The sequence below is a fragment of the Pseudomonas sp. NFACC56-3 genome (assembly GCF_900100025.1).
GTDB lineage: Bacteria > Pseudomonadota > Gammaproteobacteria > Pseudomonadales > Pseudomonadaceae > Aquipseudomonas > Aquipseudomonas fluorescens_AA.
Genome location: NZ_FMTK01000003.1, coordinates 1 through 18036, shown reverse-complemented (window position 1 = coordinate 18036; position 18036 = coordinate 1). Strand labels below are relative to the sequence as shown.

The 18036-nt window shown below is 65.7% G+C and carries 2 protein-coding genes; both read right to left on the bottom strand.

The window, feature by feature from the left end; all coding sequences use genetic code 11:
• Nucleotides 1–15: 15 nt before the first annotated feature.
• The gene (locus tag BLO80_RS05310; RefSeq protein WP_256574130.1) at nucleotides 16–12504 is read right to left on the bottom strand and encodes a non-ribosomal peptide synthase/polyketide synthase; all 12489 of its coding nucleotides are present in this window, start codon (nucleotides 12502–12504) and stop codon (nucleotides 16–18) included.
• Nucleotides 12504–18036, bottom strand: a 5533-nt coding sequence (locus BLO80_RS05305) for a non-ribosomal peptide synthetase (RefSeq protein WP_139196915.1), incomplete at its 5' end; no start/stop codon positions are given. The genes BLO80_RS05310 and BLO80_RS05305, both read right to left, overlap by 1 nt.

Genomic DNA, 18036 nt, shown 5'->3' with positions numbered 1-18036 from the left:
CCACAGGTGCAAGACTTAAGCCGCCTGCGCCACGCAGTGTTCGATCAACGCTTCGAGTTCCTCCTGGTAGGCGCGCATCAAGCCCTCGACGGTCTCGGCACGGTAGCGGCGGGTACTGAAGATGCAGCGCAGCGCCAGCCGCCCGTCGTACACCTGCCCCACCACTTCCAGCCAGTTGCCCAGCGCGGCATGGGGGCTGTAGCAGCTGCCGTAGCTTTCCGCCGCCGGCACCAGCAACGCCTTGTCGTCGAAGCTCTGGTCGAACTGCCCCAAGTAGTTGAACGTCACCCGTGCCTGGGGCGCGCGGCCCAGGGTGGCGGCCATCGGCTCGCCACTCATGTAGCGCAACACGCCATAGCCCAATCCCTTGTTCGGCACGGCGGCCAACTGCCGTTGCACCGCCCGCACCGATGTGCCGATGTCGGCGTCATGGCTCGGGGTCAGGCGCACCGGGAACATGCTGGTGAACCAGCCCAGGCTGCGGCTCAGGTCGATGTCCTTGACCAGGTCCTCGCGCCCATGCCCCTCCAGTTGGATCAGCACCGACGGCTGCTGGCTCCAGCGGCACAAGACCCGGCTCAGCGCCGCCAGCAACACGTCATTGATCTGCGTCTGGTAGGCCGCCGGCACCTGTTTGAGCAACTGCTGGGTGTGCTGCTCCGACAGGCTCAAATGCGCCACCGACTGGTACTGCACCTGGTTCTTGCCCCGCAGGTTGTCACACGGCAACTCGCTGCCCGGCTGGTCGATCTGCTCCAGCCACCAGGCTTTTTCCTGCGCCGGATAGTCCCGCGCATAAGCTTGCAGGCCCTCGGCCCAGGCCCGGTAGCTGCTGGTGCGAATCGGCAGGTTCGGCGTATGGCCGTCGCTGTAGGCCGCATAAGCCGTCTGCAAATCCTGCAGCAGCAAACGCCACGACACCGTGTCGATGACCAGGTGATGAATCACCATCAGCACGCGAATTTCACCGCTGCCCAGGGTCACATGCGCCGTGCGCCACACCGGCCCGTTGTGCACATCAAGACTGCGTTGCACCTGCTCGGCATACAACTCCAGCTCGGCTTCATCGGCCACTCTGTGCTGCCACAGCAAAGGCTCGTTGGCCCACTGGGCCTGCATCTCCTCCAGCGCCTGGTAATGCTGCAGGTGACGCCCGCCGACCTCACTGAAGCGCAGGCGCAAGGCGTCGTGCTGCTGCATCATGCCGCGCAAGGCCAATTCCAGTGCCGTCAGGTTCAACCCCTGGCGGGCCCGCAGCATCAACGCCTGGTTGTAATGATGGGGTTCGCTCATGCGCTGGTCGAACCACCACTGCTGGATCGGAATCAGGTTGAACTGCCCTTCGGCGGCCACCTGGGTCACGTCCTCAACGGTCACGGCAAACGTGTTCGAACGCTGGTCGAAAATCGCCTCGATGGTCTGGCCGCGCATCAGGTCCCGCAGCTTGAGCTCCATCTTCAGCTCCCCATGGTTGCGCACCCGCGAGACCACTTGCAGGCTGAGGATCGAATCCCCCCCCAACTCGAAGAAATTGTCGGTGATGCCCACCCGTTCGACTTGCAACACCTCGGCCCAGATTTCGGCCAGCAATTGCTCATCGCGGTTACGCCCCGGCACATACTCGGCGCCCTTGAATTCCGGCTCCGGCAAGGCCTGGCGATCGAGTTTGCCGTTGGGGGTGACCGGCAACGCCTCCAAGCAGATGACCTGGGCCGGCACCATGTAATCCGGCAATTGCGCCCGCAGCTCGGCCTTGAGCCGATCGCCGATGGCCACGCCGTCGGGGGTGACCACGTAGCCGATCAGTTGCTTGCCCGAGGCACTGTCGCGGGCGATCACCACCGCATCGCTGACGTCGGCCAGTTGCCGCAGGCTGGCCTCCACTTCCCCCAGTTCGATGCGGAAACCCCGCACCTTGATCTGGTGGTCGATACGGCCGACGTAATCGAGCACCCCATCGACGCGCTGGCGTACCAGGTCGCCGCTGCGGTACAGGCGATCGCCCGGCTGGCCGAACGGATCCGGCACGAAGCGCTCGGCACTCAGGTCCGGGCGGCGGTGATAACCACGGGCGATGCCCGCGCCACCGATGTACAACTCGCCGGCAATGCCCGGCGGCAATGGGTTGAGGTTGTCGTCCAGTACATACAAGGCGCGCTCACCCACCGCACGCCCGATCGGCGCGTAGGCGGCTTCGCAACGTTCGCTGGCCGGCACCTTCCACAGCATCGGCGTGACCACGGTTTCAGTCGGGCCGTAGCCGTTGGTGAAGAAGTGCGGACGCAACGCCGCCTTCACTTGCTCGAAGGTCTGGTCCGGCACCGCATCGCCGCCGAAGCAGTACACCCGCACCGGCGGCGGTGCCAACTGGCTGTTGGCGGCGTATTCGGCCAGTTGCTTGAGGTAGGCCGGCGGGAAGCAGGCGATGGTAATGCCGTGGCGATGCAAGGCGTCGAAGGTCTGCTCCGGCGTCCACAGCGCGCCGTCGCGAATCACCAGGGTGCCGCCGCTGAACAGCGTGCTCAGCCAGCGTTCATGGGCGCCGTCGAAGGCGAACGACATGAAATGCAGTTCGCGGGTGTATTCGTCCATGTCATACAGCCCGGCGATGGCCTGGCAATGCATGCTCATCGGCCCGTGCGCCACGGCAACGCCTTTGGGGCGACCGGTGGAGCCCGAGGTGTAGATCAGGTAGGCCAGGTTGCCGCCGAGCAAACCACTGTGGGGCGGCAAGTCGCTGTAGCCACGGCTGTCGAAACCGTCGATGGCCAGGCGCGCCAGACCGTCGAGTTCCGGCAGGCGCGCCTGCACCCGGCTGTGGGTCAGCAACAGCGCCATGGCCGAATCTTCGATCATGAACGCCAGGCGCTCGGGTGGATAATCGATGTCCAGCGGCACATACGCCGAACCGCTTTTCATCACCGCCAGCAGCGCCACGACCATGTCCACCGACCGCTCCAGGGCCACGCCGACCACCACTTCCGGGCCGGCGCCAAGTTCGATCAAGCGGTGGGCCAGGCGGTTGACCCGACGCTCCAGTTCGCCATAGTCCATCGAGTCGTCGCCACACACCAGCGCCGTGGCCTGCGGACGCGACTGGGCATGCCGGCCAATCAGCTCCGGCAGCAACTGCGCCTGATAGCAGCCGTTCGGCGCCGCGCTCCAGTGTGCGAAGGCCTGCCACTGTTCCAGCGACAAGCGCTGCAGGTTGCCCAGGCACACGTGGGGCGCATCGATCATCGCTTCCAGGGTGTCTTCCAGGGTGCGGCGGATTCGCTCCACCGCGTCGACGCTGAAGGCATTACGCAGGAACAGGTACTCGATGGACAGCGTTTCACCCAGGTTGACCGCCAGGTCCATCGGGAAGTTGGTCACGTCATGATTGCGTGACTCGCCGAAGCTCAGGCCGGTCTCCCGCTGGTCGCCCAGGCGTTCGTCGATGGGGTAGTTCTCGAACACGATGATGCTGTCGAACAAGCCCTGCCCGCCCAGGCCCGACCAGCGCTGGATGTCCGCCAGTGGCGCATGGGCATGCTCACGCAGGTCCAGGTTGTAGGCCTGCAGCTGTTGCAGCCATTGATCCAGCGGCTGCTCGGGGTCCAGGGTCTGGATCACCGGCAAGGTGTTGATGAACAGGCCGAGAATGTTGTCGGCGTTGACCAGCCCCGCCGGACGCCCGGCGACGGTGGCGCCGAAGACCACGGTGTTCTGCCCGGTGAAACGTTGCAACAACAGCAGCCACGCCCCTTGGATCAAGGTATTGGGTGTGATCTGCAAGGCGCGGCAGGCCTGTTGCAGGCGAGCGGTCTGTGCCACGTTCCAACGCGAATACAGCGCCTCGTGCCCCGGCAATGCCTCGACATGCCGCGGGAACATCGCCTGGTTGAGGGAAGTCGCCTGTTCCAAGGTGTCGAGGCGACTGCGCCAGAAGCGCTCCAGCGCGCCCTGGTCCTGGCGTTGCAGCCACTCGATGAACTCGCGGTAGCGACCATTGCGGCTGGGCACCTGCCCATGGGCGTAGAACTGCAACACTTCACCGAACAACCGCGAACTGCTCCAGCCGTCCATGAGGATGTGATGGCAGGTCCAGATCATCTGGTAGCGATCGTCTTCCAGGCGCAGCAATAACACCCGTTGCAAAGGCGCGCGGCTCAGGTCGAAACCGGCCAGGTAGTCGGCGGTCGCCCGGGCGCTGATTGCCTGCTCGCTGATGTCCTGTCCACGCCAGTCTTCAATCTGCAACGGCAACTCGACGTGGCGATGGACGATTTGCACCGGCGCACTCAAGCCATCCTGCCAGTGGAAACTGGTGCGCAGGATGTCCTCGCGCTCGATCACCGACGTCCAGGCCCGGGCAAAACGCTCGGTGTCCAGGCCATGCACCGGCAAGCTGATCTGGTTGATGTACAAGCCGGAGCTGTCGTCGGCCAGGGTGTGGAACAGCATGCCGTCCTGCATCGGCGACAGCGGATAGATGTCCTCCACCTGCGCCACGGGCACCGGCAGGCCATTGAGTTGCGCCTGGCTCAGGCGCGCCAGCGGGAAGTCGGAAGGTGTCAGGCCCAAGTGCCCGTCGGTGCAGCAGTGATCGATCAGTTGTTGCAACGCCACGGCGTAGGCATCGGCCAACGACTGGAGCGTGGCCGCGTCGAAAACATCGTCACTGAACGTCCAGTCGAGGGACAACTGGCCGTTGAAGATCCGGCCATCGATGGTCAGCCAGTTGCCCAGGGCCACGTCATCGCCATGCCCGGCGCCACTGCCCTCCTCGCTCGGCACGAACAGCGCCTGCTCATCGAAGCTCTGGTCGAACTGCCCCAGGTAATTGAAGGTGATGCGCGCTGGCGGCAGTTTTGCCAGTCGCTGCTGGACCGCTTCGGCCCCCAGGTAACGCAGGACGCCGTAGCCCAGGCCCTTGTTCGGCACCGCCCGCAGTTGTTCCTTGATCCGCTTGATCGACTCGGCCGGGTCGCTGGCCGGCGTCAGCAACACCGGGAACAGGCTGGTGAACCAACCGACGGTGCGGCTCAGGTCGATGCCGTCGAACAGCTCTTCGCGGCCATGGCCTTCGAGTTGCACCAGGCAGGCCGGTTGCCCGGTCCATTGGCAGACCACTTGCGCCAGGGCGCTGAGCAGCAAATCGTTGACCTGGGTGCGATAGGCCGTCGGCGCCTGCTTGAGCAAACGCTGGGTCTGGGTGGCATCCAGGCGTGTGCTCACCGAACGGCCATGGGCCGCGGCCTGGCTGCCCTCGGGACGGGCCCGTGGCAACGGCGGCAGAGGCTGGTCCAGTTGCCCGACCCAGTAATCCAGTTCCTTGTTCAGGGCTTCGCTGTGGGCGTAGTCCTGCAACTGAGAGGCCCAGGCCTTGAACGCCGTGGACTTGCCCGGCAAGGCCGGCGCCTGGTTCGCCCTCAACTGGCGGTAGACGTTTTGCAGGTCTTCCAGCAACACCCGCCACGACACGCCGTCCATGACCAGGTGATGAATCGCCAGGTGCAGGCGCGAACTGCCGTCCTGCACCGCGATCAGGCTGCAGCGCAGCAACGGGCCGTGTCGCAGGTCGAGGCTGCGTTGGGCCTGGTCGGCGATGGCGATGATCTCGACGGCGTCCTGCGCGGTGCGCTGCCAGATCTCCAGCGGCTGCTTATCCACAGCCTGATGGCTGGCGTGCCAGCGGCCATCGTCGGCCTCGGTGAACCGCAGGCGCAGGGCATCGTGATGGGCCACCACGTGCTGGAGGGCCTGTTGCAGGTGGGCGATGTCCAAGGGTTCGCGCGGGGTCAGCAGGACCGATTGGTTCCAGTGGTCGCGGTGCGGGATATCACTGGCGAAAAACCAATGCTGCATCGGCACCAGCAGGCTGTCGCCGGTGACCGGGCCTTGGTCGATCACGCCTTCGTCGGCCGCCGTGGCGACCCGCGCCAGGGCCTGGATGTTCTGGTGCAGGAACAGGTCTTTGGGGGTCAGGCCGATGCCTTGGGCACGCGCCCGGCTGACCACCTGGATCGAGTTGATCGAGTCGCCGCCTAAGGCGAAGAAGTTGTCGGCGGTGCCCACCCGCTCGACGCCAAGCACCCCTTGCCAGATGTCCACCAGTGCCCGCTCGATGGCGTTGACCGGTGCCGTGAAGGCTTCCTGGCGCTCGGCCAGGTCCGGTGCCGGCAGCGCCTTGCGGTCGAGTTTGCCGTTCGGGCTCAGCGGCATGTGTTCCAGGCGGGTCAGGTGTGTCGGCACCATGTGCTCCGGCAGGTTCAGGCGCAAATGGGCCAGCAGCGCTTCGCGCAACAGCGGCCAGTCGCTGGCGTCATCGGCCTGGGCGACCACGTAGCCGCTCAACACCTTGCCGCTGCGGCTGTCCTGGGCCACCACCACCGCTTCTCGCACCGCCGCCTGTTCAAGCAGGCGCGCTTCGATCTCACCCAATTCAATGCGGAACCCGCGGATCTTCACCTGATGGTCGATCCGGCCGATGTAGTCGATCACCCCGTCCGGGCGATAGCGCGCCAAGTCACCGGTACGGTACAGCCGCTCGCCGGCCATGAACGGGCTGGCGACGAAACGCTCGGCGGTCAGTTCGGGACGGCGGTGATAACCGCGGGCCAGGCCCTGGCCGCTGAGGTACAGCTCGCCGTTGACGCCGCTCGGCACCGGGTTCAGTTCATCGTCGAGGATGTACGTCATCAGGTTGGCAATCGGCTCGCCAATCGGCACCGCATCGCGCCCTTCGTCGCGGCAGGTCCAATGGGTCACGTCGATGGCCGCTTCGGTCGGGCCGTACAGGTTATACAGCCGGGCATTGGGCAACTTGGCGAACACCTGCTGCTGGGCATCCACCGGCAGGGCTTCGCCGCTGCAGACGATGCGGGTCAGGCGGGTGCAACGGCTGACGTTGGCATCCAGCACGAACGCCTGCAGCATCGACGGCACGAAATGCAGGGTGGTGATGTTTTCCCGTTCGATCAGGCTGACCAGCTTCTGCGGATCGCGATGATCGCCCGGTGCCGCGACGACCAGGCGCACGCCGGTCATCAACGGCCAGAAGAACTCCCAGACCGACACGTCGAAACTGAACGGCGTCTTCTGCAAGACACTGTCGCCGGCCTCCAGGCCATAGGCCTGTTGCATCCAGCACAAACGGTTGGTCAGTGCGCCATGGCTGTTGCCGGCGCCCTTGGGCTTGCCGGTGGAGCCGGAGGTGTAGATCACATAGGCCAGGTTCTGCGCCACGGCCCGGGCAGGCGGATTGTCGGTGGAATGGTCACGCAGCCAGTCGTCATCCCCATCCAGCAGCAACGTGGTGACACGGTCCCCTCCTGTGGGAGCGAGCTTGCTCGCGATGAGGCCCTCGCCTTCAACATCACTATCGACTGAACCACCGCTATCGCGAGCAAGCTCGCTCCCACAGGTCAGCAGCAGCTCGATGCCGCTGTCCTCGATCATGTAGGCCAGGCGTTCCGGTGGGTATTCCGGGTCCAGCGGCACGTAGGCGCCACCGGCCTTGAGGATCGCCAGCAGCCCGACCACCATTTCCACACTGCGCTGCACCGAGATGCCCACCAGCACGTCCGGGCCGACGCCGCGCTCGATCAAGGCGTGGGCCAACTGGTTGGCGCGGGCGTTGAGTTGGGCATAGCTCAGCGACTGCCCTTCGAACACCAGTGCCTCGGCGTGGGGATCACGCTCGACCTGGGCTTCGATCAAATGATGGACCGGGAGATGGTTCGGGTAGTCGGCGTAGGTGCGGTTCCAGTCCTCGACGATCAGGCGCCGCTGCGCCCTGTCCAGCATCGGCAGCTCGGCGATGCGCTGGGTCGGGTTGGCGACGATGGCGCGCAACAGGTTCAGCCAGTGCTCACCCAGGCGGGCGATGGTGCTCGGCTCGAACAGGTCGCTGGCGTAAGTCAGCGCGGCGCTGAGGCCATCGGCGTACTCGAAGGTGTCCAGGGTCAGGTCGAACTGCGCGGTGCCCGAGTCCCAGGTCAGTTGCTCCAGGCTCAGGCCCGGCAATGCCGACAGGTCACGGCGGGCATCGCTGGCATGGTTGAACATCACCTGGAACAGTGGCGTGTGGCTCAGGTTGCGCGCCGGCTCCAGCCGCTCCACCAGCTGTTCGAACGGCAGGTCCTGGTGGGCCTGGGCGCCGAGGGCCCGTTGCTTGACCTGATCGAGCAACTGGTCGAATCGCAGGTTGCCGTCGATGTCGGCCTTGAGCACCTGGGTATTGACGAAGAAGCCCAGCAGACGCTCGGTTTCCACCCGGTTACGGTTGGCGATCGGCACGCCGACGCGGATGTCGTCCTGGCCGCTGTAGCGGTGCAGCAAGGCCTGGAAGCCGGCGAGCAAGAGCATGAACAGCGTGCTGTTGTGCTGCTGGGCCAAGCGCTTGAGGCCTTCGGCCAGGGACGGTTCGATGACGATGGGCAACCGTGCGCCACGATAGCTTTGCTGGGCCGGGCGCGGATGGTCGGTCGGCAGTTCGAGAATCGGCTGCTCGCCGCCCAACTGCTCGATCCAGTAGTCGAGTTGACGCTGCTGCTCCCCCGCCGCCAGCCACTGCCGCTGCCAGTGGCCGTAGTCGGCGTACTGGATCGACAGCGGCGCCAGCGCCACGGGCTGGCCCTGGCTGAAGCCTGCGTACAACTGCAGCAGGTCGTCGACCATGATCTGCATCGACCAGGCATCGGACACGATGTGGTGCTGAGTCAGGATCAGCACATGGTCCTCGGCGCCCAGTTGCAGCCACTTGACCCGCAGCAACGGACCGCGCTGCAAATCGAACGGTTGCCGGGTTTCGGCTTCGATCAAGCCGCGCAAGGCATGTTCATCGACGCTGGCTTCGAGCGATTCCACCGCCAAGGCCAGCGGCGCTGGTTCGTCGATCACTTGCACGGGACGCTCATGGTCGAGCACGAAGCGGGTACGCAGGCTCTCGTGACGCGCCACCAGTGCATCGAAGCTCTGTTGCAGCGCCGCACGGTCGAGGGCGCCGCGCAAACGCAGGGCCGCCGGAATGTGGTAGGCGCTGCTGGTGGGGTCCAGTTGCCAGAGGAACCACTGCCGTTGCTGGGCGAACGAGAGCGCCAGCGGCGGGTCGCGAGGAATGCGTGGGATGCCCGGTTCATCGTGCGCCGATGCCGTGCCCATGGCCTCGACAAACGCCCGCAGGCTGTTATGGGCGAACAACAGGCGCAACGGCACCTGGATATTCAGTTGCTGGCGAATCCGCGACATCACCTGGGTGGCGAGCAAGGAATGGCCGCCCAGTTCGAAGAAATTGTCGTCCAGGCCCACCCGCGGCACCTTGAGGATATCGGCCCAGATCGTCGCCACCGCCTGCTGCACGGCTGTCTGCGGCGCGACGTAGGTTTTCTGCCACTGGCTGGCATCGGGCTTGGGCAACTGCTTGCGATCCAGCTTGCCGTTGGGTGTCAGCGGGAAGCGTGGCAACACCACCATGTGCGCCGGCACCATGTAGTCGGGCAGGTTGACCTTGAGCCGGGCCGCGAGGCTGTCGCGCAGGGCGCTCTGGGCGGCGGCGTCCAGGTCATTCAGTTCGGCGGTTGGAACGATGTACGCCACCAGCGCCTGGCCGCCCGGTGCCTCCTGGGCCAGCACCGCCGCTTCGCGCACGCTGTCCTGTTCCAGCAGGCGCGCTTCGATTTCGCCCAGTTCGATGCGGAACCCGCGAATCTTCACCTGATGGTCGATGCGCCCGAGGTATTCGAGGATGCCGTCGGCCCGCTGGCGCGCCAGGTCACCGGTGCGATACAGGCGCTCGCCGGCGACAAACGGATGGGGCACGAAACGTTCGGCGGTCAGCGCCGGACGCTGGAAATAACCACGGGCCAGCCCCTGGCCGCCGATCAGCAATTCACCGGCCACGCCATAGGGCACCGGCATCAGGTCGGCGCCAACGATGTACAGCGCCGTGTTGTCGATGGGCCCGCCCAGCCAGGGTTGCGCGGCCTGGGTTTGCAACGGGTGCAAGGCCGACCAGATGGTGGTTTCCGTCGGGCCGTAGAGGTTCCACACTTCACCGCCAAGGGCGAGCATGCGCACGGCCAGTTCCTGGGGCAGCGCCTCGCCACCGCACAGGCACTTGCAGCCGCGCAAACCCTGGGCGTGCTCGTTGTCCAGCAACATGCGCCAGGTCGACGGCGTGGCCTGCACCACGTTGACCTGCTCGGCCGCGATCAGCGCCAGCACCGCGTACGGGTCCTGGGCGACGTGCGGGCCGGTCAGCACGATGCACGCGCCGACCATCAGCGGCACGTAGATTTCCAGGCCGAAAATATCGAACGAGAACGTGGTCAGCGACAATGCCCGGTCCTGGGCCGTCATGCCCGGCGCCTGGGCCATGCTCGCGACGAAGTTGGTCAGCGCGCCGTGGCGCACCATCACACCCTTGGGCTTGCCGGTGGAGCCGGAGGTGTAGATCGCGTAGGCCAGGTGCTCCGCATCCAGGCGCGGCGCCGGCGCGTCGCAGGCATAGCCGTCGAGCCAGTCACCCTCCTGGTCCAACACCAATGTCTTAACGCCAATCCCATCCCCTGTGGGAGCGAGCTTGCTCGCGATGAGGCCCTCACCTTCAACATCAATATTGACTGAACCACCGCCATCGCGAGCAAGCTCGCTCCCACAGGACAGCGGTAGCTGGTCGAGCAATGAACTTTGGGTCAACAGCAGCTCGATGCCACTGTCTTCGATCATGTAGGCCAGGCGGTCCTGGGGGAACGCCGGGTCCAGCGGCAGGTAGGCACCGCCGGCCTTGAGGATCGCCAGCAGGCCCACCAACATGTGCGCGCTGCGTTCCACGGCGATGCCCACCAGGACATCCGGGCCCACGCCGAGGCTCTGCAGCTTGCCCGCCAACTGATTGGCCCGGGCATTGAGTTGGCCGTAGCTCCAGCGCTCGCCGTCGATGACCAGCGCCGGGGCGTCCGGGGTGCGCGCCGCTTGTCTTTCGAACAGTTGATGAACAAAACCCGCCTCGGGCGCCGGCGTCGGGGTGCGCTGGCCGTTGTCGAGCTGGGCCTGGCGCTCGGCCGCGTCGAGCAACGGCAATTCACCGATGCGCTGCGTCGGGTCGGCCACGATCGCCCGCAACAGGTTCTGCCAATGCCCTGCCAGGCGCGCGATTGTCTCGGCGCCAAACAGGTCGGTGGCATAAATCAGCCCTGCCGAAAGCCCTTCACTGTGCTCCACGGTTTCCAGGGTCAGGTCGAATTGCGCCGTATGCGAATCCCAGCGCAGTTCCTCGACTTTCAATGCACCGACCGGCCCCTCGCCCGCCGGGCCTTGGGTCCGGTGGTTGAACATCACTTGGAACAGCGGGCTGTGGCTCAGGTTGCGCTCAGGCTGCAACGCCTCGACCAGTTGCTCGAACGGCAGCTCCTGGTGAGCCTGGGCGCCCAGGGCTGTCTGTTTGACTTGTTGCAGCAAGGTGCCAAACGAATCCTGGCTCTGGACATTGCTGTCCAGTACCTGGGTGTTGACGAAAAAGCCGATTAGGCGCTCGGTCTCGACCCGGTTGCGGTTGGCCGTCGGCACGCCGACGCGAATATCGTTCTGGCCGCTGTAGCGATGCAGCAGCGCCTGGAACGAGGCCAGCAGGAGCATGAACAGGCTGACGCCTTCGCGTTGGGCCATGTGCTTGAGATCACCGGCCAGTACCGCGTCGATGGCCAGTTCCAGCCGCGCGCCGCGATAGCTCATCACCGCCGGACGCGGGAAGTCGGTCGGCAGTTCCAGCACCGGTTGCTGGCCGCCCAGGCGGGCGGTCCAGTATGCCAATTGACGCTCGCGTTCGCCCGCTTCCATCCAGTGCCGCTGCCAGATGGCGTAGTCGGTGTACTGGATCGGCAGCGCCGGCAATTGCGGCGCGTGGCCCTGGCTGAAGGCGGCGTAGCCGTTGACCAGTTCCTCGACCATCACCTGCATCGACCAGCCATCGGCCACGATGTGGTGCAAGGTCACGATCAGCACATGATCATCCGCCGCCAACCGCAGCAGGCGCGTGCGCAACAGCGGCCCCTGTTGCAGGTCGAAGAGCTGGCGGGTTTCCCCTTCGATCAACTGGCGCAGCTGCGTCTCGTCCGGCAACCGTTCCAGGGTGCCTGCCTGCAAACGCACTGGCGCCGCCGCGTGCACCTGCTGCACGACCTGCTCGCCATGGGGCTGGAAGGTGGTGCGCAGGCTCTCGTGACGGGCCACCAACGCCGTGAAACTCTGCTCCAGCGCAGCGATGTCCAGCGGCCCGCGCAAGCGCAGGGCCGTGGGCATGTGGTAGGCCGCGCTCTCGGGGTCCAACTGCCAGAGGAACCATTGGCGTTCCTGGGCAAACGACAACGACAGTGTGTCGAACTCGGCACTGACAGGCGGGATCGGCAGGTTCGCCGGGGAAACGTTCTCTTCGAGCATTTTCTGCAAGTACAAGCGACGTTTTTCCAGCGGCAGCGTTATGAAGCGCCTGGCAATACGTTGTGCGACAGCGGTGTCCATCAAACCTCCTCAAATTCATCGAGCAGCGCTTCAAGCTTGCTCAATTTCGACGTACTCATGGGTTCGCCGGCAGGCTCGAGTTGCGCCACGAACGCGCCGAGTACCGGGAATTGGAAAATCAGTTGCGGGGTCAAGGTCAGGCCCAGTTCCAGTTGCAGGCGCGAGACCACGCTCACCACCAGCAGCGAATGCCCGCCCAGCTCGAAGAAGTCGTCGCCCAGCCCGACCTGCTCGACCTTGAGCACGTCTTGCCAGATGGCCGCGACCCGGCATTCGAGGTCGCTCTGCGGTGCCAGGTATGCCGGCTGCAGGGCGCGGGTGTCCGGTGCCGGCAAGGCCTTGCGATCGAGCTTGCCGTTGGGGGTCAGCGGCAAGCGGTCGAGGAACACCCAATGGGTCGGCACCATGAAGTCCGGCACCTGGGCCGCCAGTCGCGCCTTGAGCCGCTCGCCCAGGCTGCCCTGGTCGAGAGGGCTGTCCTGGCCGACCAGATAGGCCACCAGGTTCGGCCCGCTCACGTCGTCCCGCGCCAGCACCACCGCATCGCGCACATCGGCATCGGCCTGCAGGCGCGCTTCGATTTCCCCCAGTTCGATACGCAGGCCACGGATCTTCACCTGGTGGTCGATCCGGCCGAGGTACTCGATCACCCCGTCGGCGCCATAACGGGCCAGGTCACCGGTGCGATACAGGCGGCCGCCCGGGGCTGGCGCGAACGGATCGGGAATGAAGCGCTCGGCGCTCAGTGCCGGTCGTTGGTGGTAACCACGGGCCAGGGAATCACCGGCGATGTGCAACTCGCCCACGGCGCCCACGGCGCAAGGCTGTAGCGCCGCGTCCAGCACGTAGGTGCGCACGTTATCGATGGGACGGCCAATGGCGATGATCCGCTCGGCGTCGTCTTCGCTGCCGCGCACCACGGCATGGCTGCTGGTGTCGATGGTCGCTTCGGTCGGGCCATACAGGTTGCGCAGTTCGCCATCGAACAGCGCCATGACCTGGCGCGACAGGTGCACGCTGAGGGCTTCGCCACCGCACAGCAGCAGGCGCAGGGAGGCCAGTTGCGCGCGGGTCGCCAGTGGCAGCAAGGCCTGCAACAGCGAGGGTGCCATTTGCAGCACGCTGATGCGCCACCGCGCCACGTCGGCCCAGAGGGTGGTCAGGTCGAGGTTCAGGTGCGGGCTGGCGAGCACCAGTTGCGCGCCACTCATCAACGGCAGCCAGAACTCCCAGACCGAGGCATCGAAACTGATCGCGGTTTTTTGCAGGACGCGGTCGGCGGCCGTCAGTTTCAGGCAACCCTGCATCCACGCCATGTGGTTGCTCAGGGCGGCATGACGAAGGGTCACGCCCTTGGGCTTGCCGGTGGAGCCGGAGGTGTAGATCACATAAGCGAGGTGATCGCCGTCGATGGCCACGCCAGGGTCGCGCTCGCTGTAGCCGGCCAGCCATTGCCCGGGCTGATCCAACAGCAGCGCGGCCACGGCAGCGTCGCCGAACAGCGGCAGCACATCGGTCTCGGTGAGCAGCAAGGCGATGCCGCTGTCCTCGACCATGTACGCCAGGCGATCCCGGGGATAGGCCGGGTCCAGTGGCACGTAGGCGCCGCCGGCCTTGAGCACCGCCAGCAAGCCGATCACCATCTGCACGCTGCGCGACAGCGCCAGGCCCACCAGCACGTCGGGGCCGATGCCGCGTTCGATCAAGCCATGGGCCAGGCGATTGGCCTGGGTATTGAGCTGGGCGTAGGTGAGCGTCTCCTGCTCGCTGACCAGGGCGATCGCGTCGGGGGTGCTTCGGGCCTGGGCCTCGATCCATTGATGGACCGGGCGCCGAGGCGGCTCCACCACCGAGGTGGCGTTCCAGTCGTGCAGCAGCCTGTCGCGGGTCACCGCATCCAGCAGTTGGATGTCGCCCACACGACCGTCGGCCGGCAGGCTCACCATCTGCGCGAGCACGTGTGCCACCTGCTCAGCCAGGCGCTCGACGGTGTGTGTAGGGAAAGCAGCATGGGCATAGGTGAAGTGCAGGCTCAGGATGTCAGTTAGATTGACGGCCAGGGTCAACGGGAAATTAGTCTGTTCCTGGCTGGCCACGCTGCCGAAGCTCAAGCCCGAGGGCGCCTGCTCTTGCAGGGCCTGGGACACGGGGTAGTTTTCGAACACCAGCAAGGTGTCGAACAAACCGTCACCGCCCTGCCCGGCCCAGCGCTGGATTTCGAACAGCGGCGTGTGCTCGTGCTCGCGCAAGGCCACGTTCTGGCCCTGAATCTGTTGCAGCAGTGCGCTCAGCGCTTGCTCCGGGCGCGGGCTGGCGATCACCGGCAAGGTGTTGATGAACAGGCCGATCTGCTGCTCAACCCCCTTGAGCTCGCTCGGACGTCCCGACACGGTGGCGCCGAAGGCCACGGTGGCGTGCCCGGTGTAGTGCTGCAGCAGCAACAGCCAGGTCGCCTGGACGACGGTGTTGAGGGTGACTTTCTGCTGGCGGGCGAACTCGCTCAGGCGTTGGGTCTGCTGAGGCGTCAGGTCGTGATAGTGGCTGGCGTGGCTGCTTTCCAATGCCGATTGCAGCGGCGCGACACGGGTCTCGGCCAGACGGGTCGGCGCCTCCAGGCTGTGCAATTGCGCCAGCCAGAAGGTTTCGCTGGCCTGGGCGTCGCGGCCTTGCAGCCAGGCGATGTAGTCCCGATACCGCCCGGCCGGGCGTGGCAGGGCCTGGCCGTCGTAGCGTTGCAGCACCTCGCCGAGCAACTGCGAGTTGCTCCAGCCGTCCATCAGGATGTGGTGATGGGTGTAGATCAGGTGATATCGCTGCTCAGCGGTACGCACCAGCACCAGGCGCAGCAACGGTGCGCAGGCCAGGTCGAAACCCTGCTCGCGCTCGGCGTCCGCCAGTTCGGCCAGGGCCTGGCCGACATCGGCGCGGGAGCTCCAGTCCAGCGAGGTAAACGGCACGCGCACCTGCTTGTGCACCACTTGCACCGGGCGCTCGCTGCCCTGCCAGACAAAACTGCTACGCAGGCTGTCATGGGCATCGACCGCCGCTTGCCAGGCTGCCTCGAAACGCCGTGGGTCGAGGCCTTCGATGTCCAGGCACATCTGGTTGATGTACTGGCCGCTGCCCGCTTCGTACAGGCTGTGGAACAACATGCCCTGCTGCATCGGCGCCAGTGGGTAAAGGTCTTCCACCCCGCGCGCCGACAGCGCCAGGCCATCGAGTTGTGCCTGGGTCAGGCCGGCCAAGGGGAAATCCGCCGGCGTCATGCCCTGGCTCGTCGGGTCGCAGCAATGGGCGATCAACAGCGCCAGCTCACGGGCATAGTCATCGGCCAAGCCCTGGATGGTCGCCGGTTCGAACTGTTGCGCACTGAACGTCCAGCCCAACCGCAGCGCGCCATCGAACACCTGGCCGTTGAGCGTCAGCCAATTGCCCAGGGTGGTCAGCGGGCTTTGCTCGTCACCGGCGCTTTCGCTGGCCGGGCTGAACAAGGCGCCTTGGGCCTGATCGAAACTGCCGTCGAACTGGCCGAGGTAGTTGAAGGTAATGCGCGGCACCGGCAACGCCTCCAGGGCCGCCCGACTGGCGTCGTCGCCCAGGTAACGCAGGGCACCGAAGCCCACGCCTTTGTCGGGAATCGTCCGCAGCCCTTGCTTGATCGACTTGATCGAATCCGCCAGTTCCACCGCCGGCGACAACCGGACCGGGAACAGGCTGGTGAACCACCCCACCGTGCGCGTCAGGTCGACATTGGCGAACAGCTCTTCGCGGCCATGGCCTTCGAGCTGGAGCAACAGGCTGTCGTGGCCGGTCCAGCGGCAGATCACCCGGGCCAGGGCCGTGAGCAACAAGTCGTTGACCTGGGTGCGATAGGCCGCTGGCGCCTCTTGCAGCAACTGCCGGGTCAAGTGCGCATCCAGTCGCGTGTGAACGGTGACGGCCTCGCGGTTTTTCCCGATCGCCTTGGGGTCGAGGCACGGCAGGTCGGTCGGCGCGTCGTGCAGTTGCCCTTGCCAGTAGGCCAATTGCTGCTGCAATTGCGCGCTGCGCGCATGGGCCTGCAACTGCTCGGCAAACACCTTGACCGAACTGGTCTTGGCCGGCAGTTGCAGCGCTTGGCCGGCGAGCAGTTGCTGGTAGGCGGTTTGCAGGTCGTCGAACAGAATCCGCCACGACACGCCGTCCACCGCCAGGTGATGAACCACCAGCAACAGGCGCTGGCTGCCATCGGCCAGGGTCGCCAGGACGCCGCGCAACAGTGGCCCGGCGTGCAGGTCGAGACTGCGCTGGGCCTGATTGGCGAGGGTTTCCAGCGCGCTGGCATCGGCCACCTCACGCTGCCACAGCAAACCCTGGCCCGCCCAAGCCTGTTGTTGCGCCGCCACCTCACGGTGCTCGGCGCGCCAACCTGCGGCGGTTTCATTGAAGGACAAACGCAAGGCGTCGTGGTGCAGCACCAACGCCTGCAAGGCCTGCTCCACCACGGACGCTTGCAACGGGCTGGCCGGTTTCAGCAACACCGACTGGTTGTAGTGGTGACGCTCGGGAATCGCCTCGGCGAAAAACGCCTGCTGGATCGGCAACAGCGGCGTGGACCCTTGGCTCGGCGCCTGATCGATGCCCGGCGCCTGCCCACCGGTCTGGGCGACGCTCGCCAGCGTCTGTACGGTCTGGTGCTGGAACAAGTCCTTGGGGGTAAAGCGGATGCCCGCCTGACGGGCGCGGCTGACCACCTGGATGGAGACAATCGAGTCACCGCCCAGCTCGAAGAAGTTATCGCGCAAGCCGACCCGCTCCACCTTCAACACGTCCTGCCAGATCGCTGCGATCTGTTGCTCCAGCTCACTTCGCGGTGCCACGTAGTCCTGCTGGACCTGGCTGGCGTCGGCGCTCGGCAAGGCCTTGCGGTCGAGCTTGCCGTTGGCGGTCAGTGGCCATTGTTCGAGGAACAGCAAGTGCGTCGGCACCATGTAGTCCGGCAGATCGGCCTTGAGCTGGGCCTTGATCCGGTCACGCAAACCGGCTTGCTCCTCGTGGGGATCTGCCGGGATCACATAGCCCACCAGTTGCTGGCCGCTCGGCCCTTCCTGGGCCAACACCAGCGCTTCGCGCACCGCCGCCAGGGCGTTCAGGCGCGCTTCGATCTCGCCCAGTTCGATGCGGAACCCGCGGATTTTCACTTGGTGGTCGATGCGGCCGACGTACTCGATGACGCCATCGCTGCGGTACTGCGCCAGGTCGCCGGTGCGGTACAAGCGTGCACCGCTGTCGCCGAACGGATCGGGAATGAAGCGCAACGCAGTGAGATCGCCACGGTTCAGGTAACCCCGGGCCAGGCCGGCGCGACCGACGTACAGTTCACCGACGCAGCCTTTCGGCACGGGGTTGAGGTCGCCGTCCAGCAAGTACCACGACAGGTCGGCAATCGGTTCGCCGATGGGGCTGCTGGCGTCCTGCTCCAGGTCCGCCAGCGACAGCGGACGGTAGGTCACGTGCACGGTGGTTTCGGTGATGCCGTACATGTTGATCAGT

Bases quoted from the DNA above. Each gene is read 5' to 3' on its own strand.
- BLO80_RS05310 (WP_256574130.1), bottom strand. From the start codon at position 12,504: ATGGACACCGCTGTCGCACAACGTATTGCCAGGCGCTTCATAACGCTG.